This window comes from Salinimicrobium soli, from assembly GCF_048323655.1.
Classification (GTDB): Bacteria; Bacteroidota; Bacteroidia; order Flavobacteriales; family Flavobacteriaceae; genus Salinimicrobium; species Salinimicrobium soli.
On sequence record NZ_JBLUWW010000001.1, the window covers coordinates 997,253 to 1,018,954 of the forward strand.

23 protein-coding genes and 1 tRNA gene are annotated in these 21,702 nt (G+C 43.2%); 13 read left to right on the forward strand and 11 right to left on the reverse strand.

Annotated elements, in window-relative coordinates; translation table 11 throughout:
- From ACNORC_RS04525 to ACNORC_RS04540, 4 genes are all read left to right on the forward strand, one after another.
- Complete coding sequence (locus ACNORC_RS04525; protein ID WP_418334404.1) at positions 1 to 183, forward strand: CPXCG motif-containing cysteine-rich protein; 183 nt, start codon at positions 1 to 3, stop codon at positions 181 to 183.
- Positions 184 to 266: 83 nt separating this feature from the next.
- Complete coding sequence (locus ACNORC_RS04530) at positions 267 to 620, forward strand: SpoIIAA family protein (RefSeq protein ID WP_418334405.1); 354 nt, start codon at positions 267 to 269, stop codon at positions 618 to 620.
- Positions 621 to 676: 56 nt separating this feature from the next.
- A tRNA-Met gene (locus ACNORC_RS04535) sits at positions 677 to 749 on the forward strand.
- Positions 750 to 1,044: 295 nt separating this feature from the next.
- On the forward strand, positions 1,045 to 1,290 hold the full coding sequence (locus ACNORC_RS04540) for a GDCCVxC domain-containing (seleno)protein (protein ID WP_418334635.1): 246 nt from the start codon (positions 1,045 to 1,047) through the stop codon (positions 1,288 to 1,290).
- A gap of 38 nt (positions 1,291 to 1,328) precedes the next feature.
- Here the strand turns inward: ACNORC_RS04540 and ACNORC_RS04545 are convergent, their stop codons facing one another.
- From ACNORC_RS04545 to ACNORC_RS04555, 3 genes are all read right to left on the reverse strand, one after another.
- Positions 1,329 to 1,808, reverse strand: coding sequence for a carboxymuconolactone decarboxylase family protein (locus ACNORC_RS04545; RefSeq protein WP_418334406.1), 480 nt, complete (start codon positions 1,806 to 1,808; stop codon positions 1,329 to 1,331).
- A gap of 127 nt (positions 1,809 to 1,935) precedes the next feature.
- Positions 1,936 to 2,133 carry a helix-turn-helix transcriptional regulator gene (locus ACNORC_RS04550; RefSeq protein ID WP_418334407.1) on the reverse strand — a complete coding sequence of 66 codons (198 nt, stop codon included), beginning with the start codon at positions 2,131 to 2,133 and terminating at the stop codon, positions 1,936 to 1,938.
- Positions 2,130 to 2,543: a hypothetical protein gene (locus tag ACNORC_RS04555; RefSeq protein ID WP_418334408.1), complete on the reverse strand. Its 414-nt coding sequence runs from the start codon at positions 2,541 to 2,543 to the stop codon at positions 2,130 to 2,132. Before ACNORC_RS04555 ends, ACNORC_RS04550 begins: the two co-directional genes overlap by 4 nt.
- 299 nt (positions 2,544 to 2,842) lie before the next feature.
- On the opposite strand from ACNORC_RS04555, the gene ACNORC_RS04560 reads away from it, so the two are divergent.
- The 6 genes from ACNORC_RS04560 (at position 2,843) to ACNORC_RS04585 (ending at position 11,174) form a co-directional block, all read left to right on the forward strand.
- On the forward strand, positions 2,843 to 3,478 hold the full coding sequence (locus ACNORC_RS04560; RefSeq protein WP_418334409.1) for a DUF4403 family protein: 636 nt from the start codon (positions 2,843 to 2,845) through the stop codon (positions 3,476 to 3,478).
- A 61-nt stretch (positions 3,479 to 3,539) separates the two neighbouring features.
- Positions 3,540 to 4,430 carry a GTPase Era gene (gene era / locus ACNORC_RS04565; protein WP_418334410.1) on the forward strand — a complete coding sequence of 297 codons (891 nt, stop codon included), beginning with the start codon at positions 3,540 to 3,542 and terminating at the stop codon, positions 4,428 to 4,430.
- A 130-nt stretch (positions 4,431 to 4,560) separates the two neighbouring features.
- Positions 4,561 to 5,817 carry a cation:proton antiporter gene (locus tag ACNORC_RS04570; protein ID WP_418334411.1) on the forward strand — a complete coding sequence of 419 codons (1,257 nt, stop codon included), beginning with the start codon at positions 4,561 to 4,563 and terminating at the stop codon, positions 5,815 to 5,817.
- A gap of 92 nt (positions 5,818 to 5,909) precedes the next feature.
- Entirely contained in the window at positions 5,910 to 7,214 is a 1,305-nt protein-coding gene (gene der, locus ACNORC_RS04575; RefSeq protein WP_418334412.1) for a ribosome biogenesis GTPase Der, read from the forward strand.
- A gap of 89 nt (positions 7,215 to 7,303) precedes the next feature.
- The gene (locus ACNORC_RS04580; protein WP_418334413.1) at positions 7,304 to 10,075 is read left to right on the forward strand and encodes an outer membrane beta-barrel protein; all 2,772 of its coding nucleotides are present in this window, start codon (positions 7,304 to 7,306) and stop codon (positions 10,073 to 10,075) included.
- Between the two features lie 190 nt (positions 10,076 to 10,265).
- The gene (locus tag ACNORC_RS04585; RefSeq protein WP_418334414.1) at positions 10,266 to 11,174 is read left to right on the forward strand and encodes a M28 family peptidase; all 909 of its coding nucleotides are present in this window, start codon (positions 10,266 to 10,268) and stop codon (positions 11,172 to 11,174) included.
- Between the two features lie 77 nt (positions 11,175 to 11,251).
- Here ACNORC_RS04585 and ACNORC_RS04590 read toward each other — a convergent pair whose 3' ends face one another.
- The 6 genes from ACNORC_RS04590 to ACNORC_RS04615 are packed head-to-tail and all read right to left on the reverse strand — an operon-like array spanning position 11,252 to position 14,839.
- The gene (locus tag ACNORC_RS04590; RefSeq protein WP_386779646.1) at positions 11,252 to 11,626 is read right to left on the reverse strand and encodes a hypothetical protein; all 375 of its coding nucleotides are present in this window, start codon (positions 11,624 to 11,626) and stop codon (positions 11,252 to 11,254) included.
- A 57-nt stretch (positions 11,627 to 11,683) separates the two neighbouring features.
- Positions 11,684 to 12,484 (reverse strand): TPM domain-containing protein, encoded by an 801-nt coding sequence (locus ACNORC_RS04595; RefSeq protein ID WP_418334415.1) that lies wholly within the window; start codon positions 12,482 to 12,484, stop codon positions 11,684 to 11,686.
- A complete protein-coding gene (locus tag ACNORC_RS04600) occupies positions 12,484 to 12,921 on the reverse strand; it encodes a TPM domain-containing protein (protein WP_418334416.1) in 438 nt (145 codons plus the stop codon). Before ACNORC_RS04600 ends, ACNORC_RS04595 begins: the two co-directional genes overlap by 1 nt.
- 12 nt (positions 12,922 to 12,933) lie before the next feature.
- Positions 12,934 to 13,530, reverse strand: coding sequence for a LemA family protein (locus ACNORC_RS04605; RefSeq protein ID WP_418334418.1), 597 nt, complete (start codon positions 13,528 to 13,530; stop codon positions 12,934 to 12,936).
- Positions 13,531 to 13,532: 2 nt separating this feature from the next.
- Entirely contained in the window at positions 13,533 to 13,862 is a 330-nt protein-coding gene (locus ACNORC_RS04610) for a MerR family transcriptional regulator (protein WP_418334419.1), read from the reverse strand.
- Entirely contained in the window at positions 13,862 to 14,839 is a 978-nt protein-coding gene (locus ACNORC_RS04615; RefSeq protein ID WP_418334420.1) for a M23 family metallopeptidase, read from the reverse strand. The genes ACNORC_RS04610 and ACNORC_RS04615 overlap by 1 nt, the downstream gene beginning before the upstream one ends.
- 134 nt (positions 14,840 to 14,973) lie before the next feature.
- Between ACNORC_RS04615 and alaS the strand changes: the two genes are divergently transcribed.
- The 3 genes from alaS to ACNORC_RS04630 all read left to right on the forward strand — a co-directional run bounded on the left by alaS (position 14,974) and on the right by ACNORC_RS04630 (position 19,252).
- A complete protein-coding gene (alaS, locus tag ACNORC_RS04620) occupies positions 14,974 to 17,586 on the forward strand; it encodes an alanine--tRNA ligase (RefSeq protein ID WP_418334422.1) in 2,613 nt (870 codons plus the stop codon).
- Between the two features lie 117 nt (positions 17,587 to 17,703).
- Positions 17,704 to 18,579, forward strand: coding sequence for a GSCFA domain-containing protein (locus ACNORC_RS04625; RefSeq protein WP_418334423.1), 876 nt, complete (start codon positions 17,704 to 17,706; stop codon positions 18,577 to 18,579).
- A 58-nt stretch (positions 18,580 to 18,637) separates the two neighbouring features.
- The gene (locus ACNORC_RS04630; RefSeq protein ID WP_418334424.1) at positions 18,638 to 19,252 is read left to right on the forward strand and encodes a DUF4230 domain-containing protein; all 615 of its coding nucleotides are present in this window, start codon (positions 18,638 to 18,640) and stop codon (positions 19,250 to 19,252) included.
- A 6-nt stretch (positions 19,253 to 19,258) separates the two neighbouring features.
- Here the strand turns inward: ACNORC_RS04630 and ACNORC_RS04635 are convergent, their stop codons facing one another.
- The gene (locus ACNORC_RS04635; protein WP_418334425.1) at positions 19,259 to 21,016 is read right to left on the reverse strand and encodes an aromatic amino acid hydroxylase; all 1,758 of its coding nucleotides are present in this window, start codon (positions 21,014 to 21,016) and stop codon (positions 19,259 to 19,261) included.
- 143 nt (positions 21,017 to 21,159) lie between these two features.
- Positions 21,160 to 21,699, reverse strand: a complete 540-nt coding sequence (locus ACNORC_RS04640; RefSeq protein WP_418334426.1) for a DUF4136 domain-containing protein — start codon at positions 21,697 to 21,699, stop codon at positions 21,160 to 21,162.
- Between the last annotated feature and the right edge of the window lie 3 nt (positions 21,700 to 21,702).

Sequence of the window (21,702 nt, forward strand, 5' to 3'; positions counted from 1 at the left end):
ATGTATGAACACTTTTTTCAATGTCCCTATTGCTGGGAAGAGATTTCGATGTTGCTAGACCCATCAGTAGTGACCCAGAAGTATGTGGAAGATTGCGAAGTTTGTTGCAATCCCATTGAAATAGAAGCCCGGTTCGAGGATGGAGAATTACAAACTTTTGAAGCGCACAGCCTGGAGCAGTAAAATGTATTAATTCTCTCATAAATTGCTGGTTTCTGTGCTTTATATTGTATAATTTCATACGAAACCGCAAATCTTCTGAATTAATGAAAACTACTTTTGAATTCTCCGATGACGTCTTCGGAGTTGTCTTAGATGAAAAATTAAACACCGAAAAATTAAAAAGGATCCATGAAATGTTGCGGGAGCGGCTTCAGAAATGTCCTAAGGTGAGTGTCTATGTTGAGGACCAGAAGAATGACGGTATCTCTCTCAAGGCCTTTTTGAAAGACCTGGCTTTTGAACTCGGAAATGATGACGGAATGAGGAAGATCGCGATAGTTACAGACCTTAAATGGTTTCAGTTGGTGACTGACCTCAAAAATAAACTGGTGGAGACCAATATTAAATCTTTTGACAGTCAGGAACGTATGAAAGCCATGAACTGGGTGATGGAATAATTCTTACAAAAAGCTTTGGAGAAATGAAATTTGACTGTATATTTGCAGTCCAATATCGCGGGATAGAGCAGTAGGTAGCTCGTCGGGCTCATAACCCGAAGGTCACTGGTTCGAGTCCAGTTCCCGCTACTAAGAAAAAACCACCTTTTGAGGTGGTTTTTTTGTTTCTGGAGGTCACTGGTTCCCCCGAGGATTCGGGGCAGTTCCCGCTACTAAGAAAAAACCACCTTTTGAGGTGGTTTTTTTGTTTCTGGAGGTCACTGGTTCTCCCGAGGATTCATGGCAGTTCCCGCTAAGACAAAACCACCTATGGAGGTGGTTCTTTGTTTCTGATGGTTCTGATTTTATAGGCGCTTTACTTCCTGTCAGTTTGGTCAAAGAAATTCCGTTTTTGTAATTTTAGATCTTGAACAACGTTATCCACATGGGAGTTGAACTGAAATCTATTATTACCTGTCCTCATTGCAAGTTCTCTAAGGAAGAGAGTATGCCTACAGATGCCTGTCAGTTCTTCTATAAATGTTCCAATTGCGGAGTAATTCTAAAGCCTTTGGAAGGAGATTGTTGTGTTTTTTGCAGCTACGGAAGTGTTCCCTGTCCGCCTATTCAAGAATCGGGTTCTTGTTGTAATTCCAGAAAAGAGAAGTTGCTTAAATCACGATTTAATTAAAAGAAAGAGGCGCTTTAGTAGCGCCTCAAATTTTTAGATCACTTCTTCGATTTCGAAGCCATGTGTTCCATCATAGAATTAAATTCTGATTTGAATTTTTCAAAGTCCACCTGGTTTCCCTGCAGGATCATACTCCAGTGCCTGGTAGCAGCACCCTGAGCGACAGCTTCCTGAATTTCCTCGTCGGTAGCTCCATAAGCCTTGGCTGAAGCAGTGTGGAAATAGATACAATAATCACATGGAATTTGAGCCGCTACCGCCAATTGTAGCAATTCGCGGTATTTCGCCGGAATTTTACTTTGCGGACTGTTTAATTGTTTAAAATTCTCCCATGCACCGGCAAGAGCATGGTCTGGAAATACCTCAAACATTGTGGGGAACATACCGAATTCTTCTTCAATTTCCTGTTTTGCGTTCTCATAAGACATCTTATCCTGAGAATAGACCGCTACAGTACAGAGCATAATGGAAACAAGTAGTATCCATTTTTTGAACCTGGAAATACTTTTCTTTTTCATGACTCAAAATATTAATGTTCCATTAATAAAGTTAGCTCATTTTTAAGAATTAATTATAGTTAAAACATTAAAAATCAAATAGTTAAATTATTTATTAATCTTTTTCTTATATGTTTTGAAAGTATAATTACTCTATCTCCCATTGAAAGATTTCTTCAATTGGTTTCCCGAATAGTTCTGAAAGCCTGAAAGCCAAAGGTAAACTTGGGTCAAACTTGCCTTTTTCGATAGCATTAATGGTCTGCCTGGAAACGTACATCTTATCTGCCAACTGTGCCTGTGTTAGGTCGTGTTCGGCCCGAAGTATTTTTATCCTGTTCTTCATTGATACCGAGAATTTCCTATTAAAGTGGTGACCAGATAAGTCAGACCCACTAATATTACCAGATGAGAGATCTCCGCGTCAAAAGTGATGAGGTTAAGTACGTCAAGCATAGAATAGCTAATACCGGCTACCACGGCAACTCCCAGGGCCACGGCCATAGCTTCGAGTTGTATCTTCCTTTGTAATTCATCCAGGCCGTTTAGATGACGAATGTTGGCAAAGATCATTCCTATGCCAATGGCCAGGTTTAGCAGAATACCTAAGAGGTTTATAGTGGGTTTCTCCCCCCATATTAAAGTGGGTCCAAAGGAAACAAGAGCGAGACTGAGTACCCAACCCATTGTCCAGTAAAAAAGAATGCGGGTGTTCTGCCGTGTTTCGACACTTAAATTTGGTCTTTGTTTTTTCATGATAAGTAAAATTATGTAAAGTTTGCTTTACAAATATAATTAATTATTTCAATTATGTAAATAAAACTTTACAAAAAGTAATGTTTTAATGTCATTTTCTTTCTGAATGTTTTTCACTCTCTATAAACCTTAAAAGATTCTGAATTGTTTTTAAGATTTCCACAGATGTTTTAACTTCAACTGCAGATCATATCCTGTTTTCTTTGAGAAATGACCTAATACCGGCAAAGGGACGTAGAGGCTTATTTGAGACAGGAAGTAATAAAGCAACGGGAAACTGAAGAAAAATAGTTGATCAAATGGAAGGAACTGAAAACCGTAGCGCACTGAATAAAGAAAAAGTAGTGATCCAACTCCCGGTGAAGATAGATTACCGGGTGCTGGACAATTACCTGCAAAAGAAATTTCAGGGGAAGATCCTTAGCAAAGGAAAAGCCAATGGTGAGACTTCAGACACCGCTCGAATTCAAAAGATCTCTCTCCTGCGTAGTGAAAAAGAGGAATTTGACCTGGTGCTTCGGCTCCGGCTCCAGCTGCTTACCGCACTTTTGAGAAACCGGGAAATTGAGGTGGAAGTGCACCTGGCTTTGAAATTTGATGCCCCTGCACAGGAAGTCTCTATTAAAAAATATGAACTGGAAGGGGAGAACAGCAACTGGCTCACGAATACTGTTGTGGAGACCCTGGTGAATACCTTTTTGTATAGCAAGATCAGGGATAAGATGAAGTTTGACCTTCACCCGATTGTTGAGAAGCAGCTAAGCCAGATCAATACAAAACTCTATGGGGGACAGGAAGTACACGAAGGTATTTTTCTTTCGGGCAGGATAAACAGTTTTAAGATCACCGAGATCATTCCTGGTCATGATCACCTACTGGTTTCCGTCAGTATTTTGGGGAACAATGTTTTAACTGTTAGAAAAATAAATCTTTAGGTCATTTCCGGCACATTAGGAAAGCCTGTAATTTGGGAATACCTTTGCAAAAAGAATTATTATGGCACATAAAGCAGGTTTCGTAAACATCATTGGCAATCCTAACGTAGGGAAAAGTACGCTCATGAATGCGTTTGTGGGTGAAAAGCTTAGCATAATTACCTCGAAGGCGCAAACCACACGTCACCGTATTTTAGGGATCGTCAATGGGGAAGATTTCCAGGTGATCCTTAGCGATACCCCCGGGATTATCAAACCGGCTTACGAACTGCAGGCTTCCATGATGGACTTTGTAAAATCTGCTTTTGAAGATGCAGATGTCTTGATCTACATGGTAGAGATCGGCGAAAAAGAATTGAAGGATGAGGCTTTCTTTGAAAAGATCGTTCATTCCAAGATCCCTGTGCTGCTATTGCTGAACAAGATCGATAAATCAAACCAGGAGCAGTTGGAGGAGCAGGTACAGCTTTGGCAGGAAAAGGTACCTAATGCCGAGATCTTTCCGGTTTCGGCCCTGGAAGGTTTCAATGTGCCACAGGTCTTCAACAGGATCGTGGAATTGCTTCCGGAATCCCCTGCATTCTATCCAAAAGATACACTTACTGATAAGCCTGAACGCTTCTTCGTGAATGAGATCATCCGCGAAAAGATCCTTATCCATTACAAAAAGGAGATCCCTTACAGCGTCGAGATCGATACTGAGGAATTCTTCGAAGAAGAGAATATTATTCGCATGCGCAGTGTGATCATGGTAGAGAGAGAAACCCAGAAGGGCATTATAATTGGCCACAAAGGAGCTGCTCTTAAGCGCGTTGGGGTGGAAGCCCGGAAGGATCTTGAAAAGTTCTTCGGAAAACAGGTGCACCTTGAACTATACGTAAAGGTCAACAAGAACTGGCGAAGCGATAAGAGGCAGCTTAAGAGATTCGGTTATTCCGGAGATCAGAAATAGCCTTTTTGGATCCTTTTCGAAATTTTTCCTAAAATATTTTGATATGCCGGGCCTTTAAAGGCTGTAACTGGAGATTCTAAAAGGAATCCAGTATATTTATGTCTGTATCAAACTTTTGATCCGGATATTTATGGATGTATATTTAATAGTTTCTGTACTGGTTGTCTTAGCTGCCCTTTTTGGGTACATCAATGTCCGCTTCTTAAAACTCCCCAATACCATAGGTTTGATGCTCATCAGCATCGTCTTTACCATGGTCATCTTCGGAATAAGTTATTTTGACGATACTCTGCTTAACGCTGAAAAATATATACTCACCCGAATTGATTTCCGTACTGTACTCCTGGATATTATGTTGAGCTTTCTGCTTTTTGCTGGAGCCCTGCACACCAATTTTGAAAAGCTGAAAGTACAGCGATGGCCTGTACTGTCCTTTGCTACAGTAGGAGTGTTGATCTCCACATTTCTGGTAGGAACCGGATTGTATAATATCCTTCAGCTTATAGGAATGCCGGTAGATTATATCTACTGTCTGCTTTTTGGGGCACTTATTTCCCCAACAGATCCGATTGCTGTTTTAGGAATCCTCAAAAAAGTGGGGATTCCGAAGAAACTGGAAACAAAGATCGTGGGAGAATCCCTTTTTAACGATGGAGTGGGAGTAGTGGTCTTCCTCACCATATTCAATATTTCTTCTTTGGGCAATGCAGGAGCGGTGGAGGTGGTCATGTTGTTTGGTCAGGAAGTAATAGGAGGAATTCTGCTGGGTCTTGGAATTGGATGGATCACCTATAGGCTTATGCGGACTATTGATGATTATGATATTGAAGTAATACTTACTCTGGCAGCGGTTATGGGTGGAAATGCCCTCGCTCATCACCTTCATTTTTCAGCCCCGCTGGCAATGGTCGCTGCCGGTTTGTTGGTTGGTAATGAAACTGTTCGAAATACTGCAATGTCTGAGATCACCGAGAACTATGTAGATAAATTCTGGGAGCTGACTGATATTCTCCTAAACACGCTTCTCTTTGTATTGATAGGGATGGAAATGCTGGTATTAACCTTTGATTATACTTATATGCTGGCTGGTGCCCTGGCAATTCCGTTGGTGTTGATCTGCCGTTATCTTTCCCTACTGGTGCCTGTCAAATTCTTTAGCAAAAGAATGGGATTTGTGCCGAACACGCATCTTATTATGACCTGGGGCGGATTAAGAGGAGGGATATCCATAGCTCTGGCCTTGGGGCTTACTGCCGAAATGGAACGGGACCTTTTGTTGGTGATCACCTACTTTGTAGTAGTGTTTTCTATTGTAGTTCAGGGTCTTACTGTTGGAAAACTGGTTAAAAAGCAGGCGGAGACTCCCGAAATTGCCACTCAGGAATAAGTTCGCTGCATTCCTGAAAATAAGATAGATATAAGTTTAACTCATTTGTTTTAAAACCCCTAATTTTGCAGCCTGATTAAAGAGAATAATTTATGAGTAGTATAGTAGCCATTGTAGGAAGGCCAAATGTAGGAAAATCCACTTTTTTTAACCGGTTGATCCAACGCAGGGAAGCCATTGTGGATTCTGTGAGCGGGGTGACCAGAGACCGTCACTATGGAAAGACCGACTGGAATGGCAGAAATTTTTCGGTTATCGACACCGGTGGATATGTAGTTGGTAGCGAGGACGTATTCGAAGCAGAGATCGATAAGCAGGTGGAGTTGGCCATTGAAGAGGCTGATGCCATTGTTTTTATGGTTGATGTGGAGACCGGGATCACACCTATGGATGAGGATGTGGCGAATTTACTTCGCAGGGTGAATAAGCCTGTGTTCCTTGCAGTGAATAAAGTTGATAATTCAAAGCGTCTTGAAAATGCCGTGGAATTCTATTCCTTAGGCCTTGGAGAATATTACCCCATCGCCAGTACGAATGGAAGTGGAACGGGAGAATTGTTAGACGCCCTGGTGGAAGCCCTTCCGGAAGATACCCGCGAAGAGGAAGCTGAACTTCCGCGTTTTGCGGTAGTAGGAAGACCTAATGCCGGGAAATCCTCTTTTATCAATGCCCTGATAGGTGAAGATCGTTATATAGTTACCGACATCGCCGGGACAACCCGCGATTCCATTGACACCCGTTATAACCGCTTCGGATTTGAATTCAACCTGGTAGATACCGCCGGGATCAGAAGAAAATCAAAGGTTAAGGAAGATCTGGAATTCTATTCAGTAATGCGCTCGGTTCGGGCTATTGAACACTGTGATGTTTGTTTGATCGTCATGGACGCCACCCGCGGATTTGACGGGCAGGTACAGAATATCTTCTGGCTCGCACAGAGAAACCGTAAAGGAATTGTGATCCTCGTGAATAAATGGGACCTGGTAGACAAGGAAACCAATACCATGAAGGAATACGAGCAACAGATCCGTCAGGAAATGGAACCTTTTACAGATGTTCCAATAGTTTTCATGTCGGTTCTAACTAAGCAGCGTATCTTCAAGGCTATTGAAACTGCAGTTGAAGTATACCAAAACCGAAGCAAGAAGATCAAGACCAGCGAGCTGAACGAGGTAATGCTGCCAATCATTGAAGCTTATCCGCCACCGGCATATAAAGGCAAGTACGTAAAGATCAAATTCTGCACACAGCTGCCTACCCCGCAGCCTCAGTTCGCATTTTTCTGTAATTTGCCCCAGTATGTAAAAGATCCGTACAAGAGGTTCATCGAAAATAAACTTAGAAAAGAATTTAACTTTACCGGCGTTCCGGTTTCAGTTTATTTCAGAAAAAAATAAGAATTAATTAAACCTTTTTGAATAATTAAGGTCAAATGGATGCTGCCGCTGCTAAAGGGGCAGCATTTTATTTTTAAATCCCCCCATTAATGAAGAAAATTTTACTTTTTTGCGCGCTTTTTATAGGCGTAGCTGCTACTGCACAGCAATTCACCATTTCAGGAAAATTAGTTGATAGTCAAACGCAAAATCCGCTGGAGTCGGCCACTGTGTTTGTCGAAACCGTTAAGGACAGTTCGCTGGTATCTTATTCCATTTCCGGAAAGGACGGTAGCTTTGTAATAGAAGGCTCAAAAAAGGGAGATTCTCTTCGCTTTATTACCACTTACAGTGGTTATTCCTCTCTCAACAAGATCATTTCTCTGAATCAAAAAGAGATCGCTCTTGGGGTTTTGCCAATGGAAATTGCCAATAATATGCTTGATGAGGTGACAGTGGTTTCAGAAAGAGCGCCGGTGACCATCAAATCTGATACTTTGGAATTCAATGCGAATTCCTTTAATACCCGTCAGGATGCCAATCTTGAAGAGCTAATGAAAAAGTTACCCGGCGTAGAGGTCGATGCACAGGGAAACATCACCGTCAATGGAAAGCCTGTTTCGCGGATCCTGGTGAACGGGAAGGAATTCTTCGGAAATGATCCCAAGATCGCTACTAAGAACCTTCCGAAGGAGATTATTGATAAGATACAGGTCGTGGACACTAAGACCAAGACTGAAGAATTCACCGGAAAAGCCGGAAATCCGGATGACAAGACAATTAACGTGACCATCAAAAAAGATAAGAACAAAGGATATTTCGCCCGGGCTACTGCCGGAGGAGGCACCGATGAGCGCTACGAGTTGAGCGGAATTGGGAATTATTTTAAAGATGACCTCCGGGTGAGCGTTTTGGCCAGTTCCAACAACATCAACAGTTCCGGATTTAGTTTTGATGAGGTCTTTGACATGATGGGTGGCCGCGCCAGGAGTATTTCCATCAATCGCGATCGTGGCAGTTTCAGTATCAATGGAAATAGCTTTGGAGGTGGCGGAGGGATCACCAAAAGTGAGACGGCCGGTTTCAATTTTTCGAATGACTGGAACAAGAAGTATGAACTCACCGCCGACTATTTCTTCGGAAAGAATGACACAGAGACCGCTGCTGTGGTCAACCGGGAGACCTTCCTTCCTACCGGGACCTTTTATACAAACTCGGTTTCCGAAGGAAATCTTCTGAACGAGAGTCACCGGGCCAACGCCGCTTTTGAAGTGGAGCTGGACACACTTACCAAAATATCGGTGAGACCTTCGGTCAATATTAATGATGCGCTTTCCCGTCGCAGCAATGCTTCCCAAAGGATAAATGCCACCCAGGAATTGCTAACCACTACTGAAGACAATGAAGAATTGAACAGCTCCAATTTTAGCAACCGTCTGAATTTCATCAGGAAATTTGGAAGCCGCGGTGCATATCTCCAATTGAATTTCGAGAATGAGAACAATAAGCAGGAAACTGAGAATTTCTTTTTTTCTGAAAGACTGAACTACAATGATGGCGCTTTGGTGTCAACAGATGTGCGGGACCAGTTCATTGATGAAGACGAGAATTCTGATGTCTACCAAGCAGGGATCACCCAGCGTTCTGTTCTGGCTGAGAAATTCTTCCTGGACCTGTCGTATCAGTTCGAGGTGGAAAATATGAGTAATACCCGAAGCGTGTTTGATTATGATGAAGCCAGTGACAGCTACAATTCTTTGAACACCACGCTTAGTAATGATTTTGAGGTAAAGAGTATCAAGCACATTCCAAATGCCGGTTTGAACTATGAAGGGGGGAAATGGAGATTAGGATTCAATGTGGGACTTTTGAGCACCGCGCTGGACAATGAGAATTTCCTGGCACAAACCAAACTGAGTAAAAATTACAACAACCTTTATCTCAATACCAACGTGCGTTATGAAATTGCGAGGGGTAAATCAATGTACATCTATTATCGCAATGATACAGATATTCCGTCGATAAGGCAGTTGCAGCCCGTGGCGAATATTACGGATCCGTTGAACATTGTTATAGGTAATCCGGAACTGCGACCTACCTATACTCACCGCTTTAACCTTGGATATCATAATTTTGATTTTGCTTCCCGAAGCGGGATGAACATTTATGCTTCGGTTTCCTTTTCTGAAGATCAGGTAGTGCCTTACAGCCTTACCGAAGATCTTGTTACGACCACCACTTTCAGGAACCTTGATGGCGGGATCTCGGCTTACGCGGGAACCTTTTACAGCAAGAGGTATAAAAAAGACAAGAACGAATTCAATTACAGGGCAGGTCTGAATATGAATTATAATCGGCAGGTCGGATTTACCAATGGATTTCAATATGAAGCCGACCGTTATGGTTTAACTCCGTCCATAAGGATGGGGTATAACTATGCAGAGCTGGTGGAACTTAATCCGCGATATTCTTTGGACTATAACCGTTCAAAATACGATATCAACAACAGCAGGGAAGAGGAGTACGTGAATCATAGCATCGGGTTTGAGGCTACCACCTACTGGCCCAAAAATGTGGTTTTTGGAAATGATATTTCCTTCAATGCTTACGGAAATGTTGCGCCCGGTTTTGATGCTACTTCCTTGCTTTGGAATATGAGCCTGGGGTACAAGTTCTGGAATGATGATGCAACCATTAAAGCAAAGGTGTATGACCTGCTGAATGAGAACGTCAGCACCCGAAGAACTACCGGTGAGGATTATGTGCAGGACACGCAGGAACTGATCCTGGAACAGTACTTTATGCTAAGTTTCACCTACAAGCTGAGTAAATTTGGAGGTAAAGAAATGGGTAAAAAGCGTGGTTCTATTATTATGATGTAAAGAAACTCAGGCAGATCACCTGAAAATAAGACCTTTCAAAAATGCTATTTTTGGGAGGTCTTTTATCTTACTGCCTAAATGGAACGACCAGGTTTTGTAGAGGTCTTCCAATATTTTTTTATTTCTTTACGCCGCTAATCAAACGGGTCTTTCTTCGCAAAACCTTTCACATAAAACTCAAGTAATCTCTATGAAATATTTTTTCAAAGCTGTTTATGTTCTCCTATTGACTGTTTCTGTAGCCTGTTCAGTAGAAAAAGAATCGCCTGATACTGCCATTGACACAGAGCAGCTGGTAGAGGATCTCAAGGTGCTTTCTTCAGATGAGATGGAAGGAAGAGAAACCGCTACCGAAGGAAATAGTAAAGCAAGGGAATATGTTATAAAGAGGTTTAAGGAAGAAGGAGCTAAGCCCTTTGAAGGAAAATTTATTCACGAATTTACTTTTTTAAAACCTCAAACAAACGAACAGGTAACGGGCCAAAATATAATTGGTGTGGTGCCGGGCAAAACAGATGAGATCCTGGTGATTTCTGCTCATTATGATCATGTAGGTATTGAAGATGGCGAGGTATACAATGGTGCAGATGATAATGCTTCCGGAACGGCTGCTCTTATTGCCATAATAGGCTACTTCAGCCAGAACCAGCCAGAGCACACCTTGGTGTTTGCAGCGTTTGATGCCGAAGAAATGGGACTTCAGGGCGCAAAGGTTTTTGTTGAAAACTCTTCTGTTATGAATAAAGTGGCAATGAATATCAATATGGATATGATTGCGCAAAACTCAAAAAATGAACTCTATGCCAGCGGAACACATCATAATCCCGGTCTCAAAACTATTCTGGAAAATATACAGACAGGTGAGGTGAAATTATTGTTTGGTCATGACCGCCCGGAACAGGGGCACGATGACTGGACCTACGCTTCAGATCATGCCCCTTTTCATGAAAAGGGAAAGAAGTTCATCTATTTTGGAGTAGAAGACCATGCCTATTACCATAAACCTTCTGATGACTTTGAGACGATCCCTTTGGAGTTCTATAAGAATGCAACCAAAGTGGTGCTGAATGCAGTTTTGGCACTTGATAAGAAGTTGTAAGTCTTAACGTCTTAAAAGGAGATGGGAAAAGGAGATCTCAAAAAGGTCTTTTTGGGAACTATTTTTTGGTGAAAATTCTATTGCTCGATGAATTTCTGAAGTATTTCTTTCTTATTATTCAAACCAAATTCTTCTTCGATTGAAATGAAATAGTATTTGGTCTCACCGATCTGGATGTAGGTTTTAGATAAAAAATTAAATTCTACTTTTTGGATGTTTTTTACCGGAAATACTTTCTTTCCAATGAATACATGTTCCTTGTCAAAAGATACAGATTTCAATTGGAATAGTTTTCCTCCAAAACCCCATCCAAATAAAGGAAAGAGGAGAAGTACCGCTACAAAATAGTCCTCAAGGAAAATAACAGTAACAAAGGCAAAAACAATCAGAATAAATGCTGCTCTAAAAAGGAGTACCAAGAGGTCACTTGAAAGCTGATATTTTTTGTTCATTTGAAAGAAAACTTAAGCTTCTTACTAAAGACTCCCGACTACAGACTTTCAACTAATCTACCATCCTCCGCTGGCACCACCGCCACCGAAGCCGCCGCCGCCGAAGCCACCACCAAAGCCGCCTCCGCCGCCGAAGCCACCGCCTCCACCGAAGCCTCCTCCGCCGCCAAAACCGCCACGTCCAAGGCTACTGAGAATTAGTATGTCCAACAAGCCTCCACCTCTGCGGTGCCCGCCGTTGCGTCCGCCACCGCGTTTATTGCGGCTGCTCATAATGATCAAAAAGAAGATGAAAAGAAGAGCAAGAACAATGAAACGGGAAGGAGTTCCGCCGCCATTTCTATTCTGTGGGGTGCCTTCAAAAGTGCCGTTCAATACCTGCATGATCGCAGTTGTACCGGCGTCAAGACCGCGGTAATAACTACCGTTTCTGAATTCTGGAATAATGATTTGGTCCACAATTTGTTTTGAAACGGCATCTGTAAGATCTCCTTCCACTCCATAACCGGTGGCGATCATCACCTTCCGGTCTTCTTTTGCCAGCAGGATAAGTACGCCATTATCTTCATCTGCCTGTCCTATACCCCATTCATGGGCCCATTCTGTAGCGTAGGTATTGATATATTCTCCCTGAAGAGAATTAATGGTCGCTATTACGATCTGCGTTGATGTTGTATCAGCGTAGTTAATCAGCTTTTGCTCAAGAGCTCTTTCTTCTGAAGAGCTTAATACATCGGCTTCATCATAAACGCTGGTCTGTTTTGAGGGTTTGGGCGGAATATCACGCTGGGCGACGGCAGTATAGACGGTGCAGGTGAGAAATAGAAACAGGGTGAAATTCCGTTGGAGATAGTTCATTAGCGGGATATTTTATCCGATAGTTCGTTTTTGTCAGTTCCTTCGTCCCAGGGAAAATGTTTCTCAAGTTCTTCCCCGGCTTTGAGGATTCCATTGATTAACCCCTGTTTGAAATTGCCTTTTTTGAATTGAGCTACGATCTCGTCTTTGGTGGTTTCCCAGAAATCTTTTGGCACTACCTCATTAATTCCTTTATCTCCGTAGATGACGAAGTTGCGGTCTTCTATGGCTACATAGATCAGGACCCCATTATTTTCCCTGGTGTTGTCCATCTTCAGAAGATGGAACACTTCCATGGCGCGGGGCCAAATATCTCCCTTGCAGGTTTTCTCGATATGTACCCGAATTTCTCCTGAGGTTTTTTTCTCAGCCTGCCTTATGGCTTCTACCACTTCTTCCTCTTCCGTTTCAGAAAGAAATTCTTCGATCTTTGCCATAGTATTTGTTTTTTAGAAGTCGAATTCTACCTGCGGAGCGGTTTCTGCTCCCTGGTCAGCTTCGTATACCGGCATACGGTCAAAACCATAGATCCCGGTGATCATATTGTTAGGAAACTGCCTGATGTACTTGTTGTAATCGGTCACCCACTCGTTGTAGCGATTTCTGGCCACATTGATGCGGTTCTCGGTTCCTTCCAGTTGAGATTGCAGCTGCTGGAAATTCTGTGTCGCCTTTAATTCCGGATATCTTTCCACTGTTACCAAAAGTCGGGACAGGGCAGAAGATACCTGGCTTTGTGCCTGCTGGAACTGCTGCATTTGTTCCTGGGTCATATTTTCGGCATCCACATTAATGGAAGTCGCTTTTGACCTGGCTTCAATAACCTCGGTCAGGGTACTTCTTTCAAAGTCGGCCGCACCTTTAACGGTGTTCACCAAACTTGGGATGAGATCATTTCTTCGCTGGTAGGCACTTTCAACATCAGCCCAGGACTGGCGTGCCTGTTCTTGTTTGTCAACGGCCTTGTTATAAACTCCGGCAAAAAGTAAAAAGAAGCCCAAAACAATGGCTCCAATAATTAGCAAAGGGACTAACCATTTTTTCATATCTATAGTTGGTTTTTTAGTTTAATAAGCGTGGATTTGATATTCTCCAGTTTGCGCACGATCTCAAAGTTAGACAATGTTTTCTGGCTTTCCTCCTTTAAATGGATTTTTGCGCCTTCCAGCGTAAAACCTCTTTCTTTTACCAGATGATAGATCAGTTCGAGGTTCTTAATATCTTCCCGGGTAAACTTCCGGTTGCCCTTGGCATTTTTCTTTGGCTTGATGATATCAAACTCCTTCTCCCAGAATCTAATTAGGGAGGTGTTCACGCCAAAGGCCTCAGCGACTTCGCCTATCCCGTAATACAATTTTTCAGGAAGGTCTACGTGCATTAATCCAGAGATTGGTTTTCTTGTTGTGACTGTTGCAGGATCTCATCATATTCTTCAGGAGACAACTGCCCATAATAGAAGTTGATAGGATTTATCCTTTGGTCATCCTTAAAGATCTCGTAATGCAGGTGAGGGGCCTGCGAACGGCCGGTACTTCCCACATATCCTATCAGGTCTCCCCGTTTTACCCGTTGCCCCCGGCGCACATTGTACTTGTATAAATGGCCATACAGGCTTACATATCCAAAGCCGTGATCTATCCTTATATGGTTTCCATAGCCGCTGGAGCGGTTATCGGCTCGCACCACTCTTCCATCACCGGTAGCATACACCGGAGTTCCGCGAGCGGCGGTAAAGTCCATTCCGTAGTGAAATTTTCTAACCTTGGTGAAGGGATCGGTCCGCATACCGTAGCCCGATGCCATCCGCTTCAGGTTCTCATTCTTTACAGGCATAATGGCAGGAATCGCTGCAAGGAGTTCTTCCTTATCTTCAGCAAGCGCCACGATCTCATCAAGAGAGCGCGATTGTACCACCAGGCGCTTGATAAGCATATCCATGGTCTTATTGCTCTCAATGATAAGTTTTGAATTGTCATAGCCTTCCAGATCCCTGTATCGGTTTATACCGCCAAAGCCGGCAAGACGCTGCTCTTCCGGAACAGGATTGGCCTCAAAATAAAGTCTGTAGATATTATTGTCCCTGTCCTCAACATTGGCCAATACCTGTTGTACCTGGTCCATTTTTCGATTGAGAAGTTCGTACTGGAGCGTCATGTTGTCCAGTTCCCGTTTCAGAGCTTTTTCTTTTGGAGTTTCGAGTTCGGGAATGTTGAGGTAGATCACGAGGAGGATGAATCCGGCAAGGAAGGCTCCCACTATACTCAATAAGGCAATTCCAATGCGGCGGCCCTTCTTGCGCTTGATCTTTTTGTAAGAAAGGGTCTCGCTGTCGTAATAATATTTAACCTTCGACATAAGTTAAATTATGCTATTTTTGCGTTACTGTAAATGTTGCAAAAACAGTGCAACAATAGCCTGAGAAACGAACAAATATAAAAATTGTTTTCTCCACGGCATAATATAATGAAAAATCAAAATTACCTTCTTGCATGAGATCCCAGGATATCCGTACTAAATTTCTTGAATTCTTCCAGTCCAAAGACCATAAGATCGTTGCTTCGGCACCCATGGTTATAAAAAATGATCCCACGCTGATGTTCACTAACGCCGGAATGAACCAGTTCAAGGAATACTTTTTGGGCAATGGTACACCCGAAAGTCCGCGGGTGACAGATACTCAAAAATGCCTTAGGGTGAGCGGAAAGCACAATGACCTGGAAGAGGTGGGGAAAGACACCTATCACCACACCATGTTCGAGATGCTTGGTAACTGGAGTTTTGGTGACTACTTCAAAAAGGAGGCTATCCAGTGGGCCTGGGAATTGCTCACAGAAGTTTATAAGATCGACAAAGACATACTCTATGTTTCCATTTTTGAAGGGAATGAAGAGGAAGATATTCCCGTAGATCAGGAAGCGTTGGATCTTTGGAAGCAAATTGTTCCTGAAGACCGGATCATCTACGGAAACAAAAAAGATAACTTCTGGGAAATGGGCGATCAGGGCCCTTGCGGACCTTCTTCTGAAATTCATGTAGACCTGAGGTCTGCCGAAGAAAAGGCCAAAGTGCCGGGAAGAGACCTGGTCAACCAGGATCATCCGCTGGTAGTGGAGATATGGAACCTTGTATTCATCCAGTTCAACCGAAAGGCTGATGGTTCGCTTGAAAAACTTCCGGCCCGCCATGTGGACACCGGAATGGGCTTTGAAAGGCTGTGTATGGTATTGCAGGGAGTGAAGTCCAATTACGATACCGATGTGTTCACTCCGCTGATCAACGAAATACAGAAGATCACCAATTCCGACTATGGAAAAAACGAAGAAACAGATATCGCCATTCGTGTGATCGCAGATCACGTGCGGGCGGTAAGCTTTGCAATAGCCGACGGGCAGCTGCCCGGAAGCACTGGTGCGGGATATGTGATAAGAAGAATCCTTAGAAGGGCCATTCGTTACGGTTTTACCTTCCTGGGTCAAAAAGAAGCTTTCGTGTACAAATTGGTGGATACCCTTTCCAAACAAATGGGAGAAGCATTCCCTGAGCTTAAAGCCCAGCAAAATCTTTGCGAGAACGTGATAAGGGAGGAAGAAAATTCCTTTTTACGCACCTTAGATCAGGGACTGGTATTGCTGGACCAGATCATGAAAGAGTCCAAAGACAAAAAAGTGTCCGGTAAAAAGGCTTTCGAGCTTTATGATACCTACGGTTTTCCTATTGACCTTACCGCGCTTATCCTGAATGAAAAAGGTTATTCCCTGGATCAAAAGGAATTTGAGGCTGAACTTCAGAAGCAGAAAGACCGTTCCAGAAGTGCGTCTAAAGTGACTTCGGGCGACTGGGAAGTGATCTCAGAAGCCGAGACTGAAGGCTTTGTAGGTTATGACAGCCTGGAAGCCGAAGTGAAGATCCTTCGCTACCGTAAGGTAGAATCCAAAAAAGAAGGGGAGATGTATCAGCTTGTTTTCAATAAAACCCCTTTCTATCCCGAAGGAGGAGGCCAGGTGGGTGACCGCGGAGTACTTGAAAGTCACGATGGGGAAGTAGTTTACATCACCGATACCCGAAAAGAGAACAATCTTATAATTCATCTTACAAAGGATCTTCCTAAAGATCCTGCTGCCGACTTTAAAGCAGTGGTCAATGCAGCGCGACGCGCGCGTACAGCGGCCAATCACTCGGCTACGCATTTATTGCACCAGGCTCTGAGAAAGGTGCTGGGTACACATGTGGAGCAAAAAGGTTCCATGGTGCAGAGCGATTACCTGCGGTTTGACTTTTCACATTTCAGTAAGGTCTCTGCGGAAGAATTGCAGCAGATCGAGCATTTTGTGAATTCTAAGATTGCAGAAAAACTTCCTCTGGTAGAGAATCGCGAGATGACCTATGACGAAGCTATAAATGATGGTGCAATTGCCCTTTTTGGAGAGAAATACGGCGATAAGGTTCGCGCGGTTCGCTTCGGCGAATCCATGGAATTGTGTGGCGGAACACATGTGGGAAATACCTCAGATATCTGGCATTTTAAGATCATTTCTGAAGGAGCTGTGGCCTCAGGTATACGTCGTATTGAAGCCATAACTTCGGAAGCGGCCAAGGATTATTTTGTCGCTCAGACAGAAACTTTCAGTGAGATAAAAGCAGTTTTGAAGAATGCAAAGGATCCGGTGAAAGCGGTGGTCAATCTGCAGGAAGAAAATGCTGAACTAAAAAAGCAGATCGAAAGTCTGCTGAAGGATAAAGCGAAAAACCTAAAGACAGAACTTAAGAGCGAGATCAAAGAGCAGAATGGCGTGCATTTTCTGGCTAAGAAAGTAGATCTAGATGCCGGTGGCATTAAAGACCTTTCTTTCCAGCTGGGCGAGGAATACAATGATCTTTTCCTCATTTTTGGAACCGAACTGGATGGGAAAGCAATCCTGTCCTGCTATATTTCCAAAGAACTGGTAGCTGAGAAAGACCTGAATGCCGGGAAGATAGTTCGTGAGCTTGGAAAATATATACAAGGTGGCGGCGGAGGTCAGCCTTTCTACGCCACTGCTGGAGGTAAGAATCCGGCGGGTATCAATGAGGCTCTGCAAAAAGCAGCCGAGTACGTGAAATAATATATACAGACCTCACAGGTTTCAAAAACCTGTGAGGTCTAAATTTCTCCAAATATCGACTTCAGGACCAAAATACCCGTTCACCCAAAAGAGCCGAAGTTCACTTACGACTCCAAGGTGCTCTTGCTGGGTTCTTGTTTTGTTGAGAATATTGGAAAGAAACTTGAATACTTTAAGTTTCAGAACAAGCTGAATCCCTTCGGAATTCTCTTTCATCCTTCGGCTATTAGGAATTTTCTGGAAAAGGTTAGCCAAAAACACCATTTTTCGGAAGAAGATATTTTTTATTTCAACGAGACCTGGCATAGTTACCAGGCACATTCAGATCTTAACAGTAGTCAAAAAGAGGAAATTCTTTCCCGTCTCAATTCAGCAGTTTCAGAAAGTTTTGAATTTCTAAAGACTGCGACTCATGTGGTGATCACTTCGGGAACTGCCTGGGGTTACCGGTTAAAGGAAACTGGAAAAACAGTGGCCAACTGCCATAAAGTGCCGCAGAAGAATTTTTCAAAGGAACTACAGGAGGTAAAGGAAGATCTGCTGAAATGTGTACAGATCATCCGGGAAATGAATCCTTCAGCTGCGGTTATATTCACGGTTTCTCCCGTTCGACATTTAAAAGACGGACATATAGAGAACCAGGTTTCTAAAGCCAAATTGATCCAGGCCGTTTACGAGATCACTTTAAAAGAGGAGAAGGTGGAGTACTTTCCGTCATACGAGATCATGATGGATGAACTTCGCGATTACAGGTTCTATTCCGAAGATATGCTGCACCCAAATCAGACCGCCATTGACTATATCTGGGAGAAATTCAGTGAGAGCTGGATATCTTCCGAAGCAGCCGGCACAATGAAAAAAATCGACGGTATTCAAAAAGGCCTTTTACACCGGCCCTTCAATCCGGCTTCTGAAGCTCACCAAAAATTCACACGGGAACTGCAGGAGAAGATTGCAGCGCTGCAGGAGAAACATCCCCATATGAAGTTCTAATCAGAAATCTTCACATTTCCTTGTAAGAAGGCCCCGAGCTTATTTGTAACTTTAGGATATGAAGAAAATTTTATCTGGCGCTTTACTGGTATTGCTGGTGGTTTTTGTATTTCGCTATTGTGAGAACAGAAATGCCGAACGAGACCGGTTGGAGGAAAGTTCGCAATTGATACAGCAACAAATAAAGAATGTAGGAAAATTGGTGGTCACCGAAGGCACTTTTTCACAGGTCTTCACGTATAAAGATTCCCGAAAATTCTACCTGGATGTGCTTTCAGCACGGAAAAAGGCATTGATCGTTGTTAACACTAAAGCCACTGTGGCTTACGATCTGAGCAAACTGGAGGTTGAGGTGGATGAGAAGAACAAGACGGTGATCATCACTCATATTCCCAAAGAAGAGATCTCTATTTATCCAGACATCCAGTATTACGACGTGACGCAGGATTATCTCAACCAGTTCGAAGCTGAAGATTACAACCTTATCAAGAAGCGAATCACGAGATCGATCAGGAAAAAGGTAGAAAATTCACCGCTGAAGACCAACGCTAAAAACCGGCTGATAAGCGAACTTCAAAAGATCTATATACTCACAAACACCCTTGGCTGGACTTTGAAGTATAACAATGAAGCGATAAAAGATCCGCAGGAAATGGAAAGGATAAAGCTTTAAAAAAGCTTAACCTGCCACATAATCAGATTTTACCAGGTTGACTCCGCCATCGATGAGATGGGCAACTTCCGGCCGTTCTGATTTTACCTTTTCCAGATGTTCAAGTACCTCATGGGCGAGCTTCTCATCCTTTTCATAGGCCAGTTCAAAGATCTCTACAGAAAGCAGCCAGTCTTTTTGGTGGTGTTTTTTCAGTATATCAAAAGCGGCCTCCAAAGAGAACTTGGTATTCTTGCCTTCCCGGATATTCCTAACCGACTCATAAAGGGATTCCAGTTCTTCCCTTTCCGGAGTTTTCTTGCTCTTAATAGTGGTTGAAGAAGGTGTATGGGTGATCATGTCGAACGAATGCCAGTCGGCGGGGCCTGCAAAGGCCGAGATAACCTCTTTCCCAACGGCCATATCAAATTTACCCCATTCGGGTTTGAAGAGAACTTCATCTCCGTAGGTAACAGTGCAATCTTTTAAACTGATCAAGATGATCTTACCCTGCAGGTTTCTCGTGCCGGTAATGATCTCTCCTTTTACCACCACTCCTCCTTCAAATTCGAAGGTGATCTTTTCTCCCTCATAAATATCATAGGCACGAAGATCTCTCGGACTCATGTCTTCGATCGCCAGGTTTATGCCTTTTAACCTGCCAACAGGAGAGCCAAAACCATCAGGATGGTTTTCGGTGCCGTGGCCTACGAGCTCTTTTTCACGGGAGGCAAGCGCTGTCTTTCCGGTGGTCTGGAAGAAGACCGGTTTTCCTTCGTGTTCGATCACTCTGGTGAAATTACCGGATACCTGTAGTCCGGTGCTCAGTTCTATACTGCCAATGTTCTTGGAGTTGATCAGTTTTTTTAAACCTTCCAATCCTCCCACCCGCAGGGCCATTCTATTTGCAAATTCTTCCAGAACGGAGCTCAAATGAGCGAAGTCCGGAGTCACAAAAAGTTGAGGCTGAGGTTTGGTGATATCGAAGTCCTGTTTGGCGGCTTCAATGGTGTAAGGGATCTTTTTTACTTTATCGGTCATACACCAGGCGCTTTCTCCAATAGAGGAGAGGAGCCCCGCGCCATAGATCTTCGGATTTTCCAGTGTACCTATCAATCCGTATTCTACAGTCCACCAGTGCAGGTTCCTTATTTGTGCCATCTCGCTCTGGTCCCGCAGGTCATTCTGCAGTTCATCCACCTTTTTTTCAGCGGCGGCTATTTCTTCTTCCGGAGTATCTTCTGCTTCCTTGATTATTGACAGGTGCCTGATGGCTTCATATATCTCATAATCTTTAGCACTGGAAATGGCTTTACATCCTATTTCTCCGAAGCGACGCAGGTATTCAGCATACTCAGGATTTGCAATGATGGGAGCATGACCCGCGCCTTCGTGAATGATATCGGGGGCGGGGGTATATTCAATATGTTCCAACTGTCTGATGTCACTGGCTATCACTAGTACGTTATAGGCCTGGAATTCCATAAAAGCGGCCGGCGGAATAAATCCATCAACAGCTACTGCTGCCCAGCCAATTTCTTTTAGGATCCTGTTCATTCCGTACATGTTCGGAATGTGATCTATGGAAATTCCCGTTTGCCGGAGTCCGTCGAGGTAAGAGGAGTGCGCTACCTTACTTAGGTATTCCACATTCTTCCGCATAACATATCTCCATACCGCCTGGTTGATCGCAGTATACTCCTCATAATTCTGAGGTTTGATAAACTGTTTTAAATGCGCCGGCAGGCGATCTATTATTTCGTTCGATTCAAAATTATTTTCCATAAATATTTCCTGTAAAGCCAGGTTTAAAGATACAAAAAAATTGAGTTTGTAAGTCTTTGAGGCAGTGTGGATAAGCGGGTGCTCAAAATAAAAAAGCCGCTAAAAATTGATTTTTAGCAGCTTAATTTTGGGGGGCAAAATCTTTAATTTTTGGAGGGAGGATATTTTTCCAGGATCTCTTCCACTATCTCGTTGATCCGTTCCTGCTTACGCTCCACATCACGTGCCAGGGCGGCTGTTCCCATTCCCTGCCAAACAAGTTCTTTTTGTTGGGCATCAATAAGGTCGATGTATAAAGTACCTTCAGTGGTCCTGTTTACTGTATTGTAACCGGAACCCCAGTACCATGGATGCCATCCCCAACCATAATAGCCGTAGGCATAGTTGTTATTATAAATATTGACGTTTTCCTTGGTCTTTGTAAAAATGCTCACCAGCAGGTCTGGATTATCAGATTTGGTAAAACCTTTTTGCTGCATTTCGGCTTCTATGGCGCGTAGGATTCGCTTTTTATCGAGGTCTGAAATATCAGCTTTATCGATCCCGGGCTTGAAAAAAGCAAAGGTCTGGTACTGCGCAAAATTTACATTCCGGTCGTAATCTGTGGCCACGCGAACGGTGTCACAGGAGGTAAAAACCAGTACAAAGAGCAAAAGTACTGTTGTAATTTTTAATGATCTCATAAT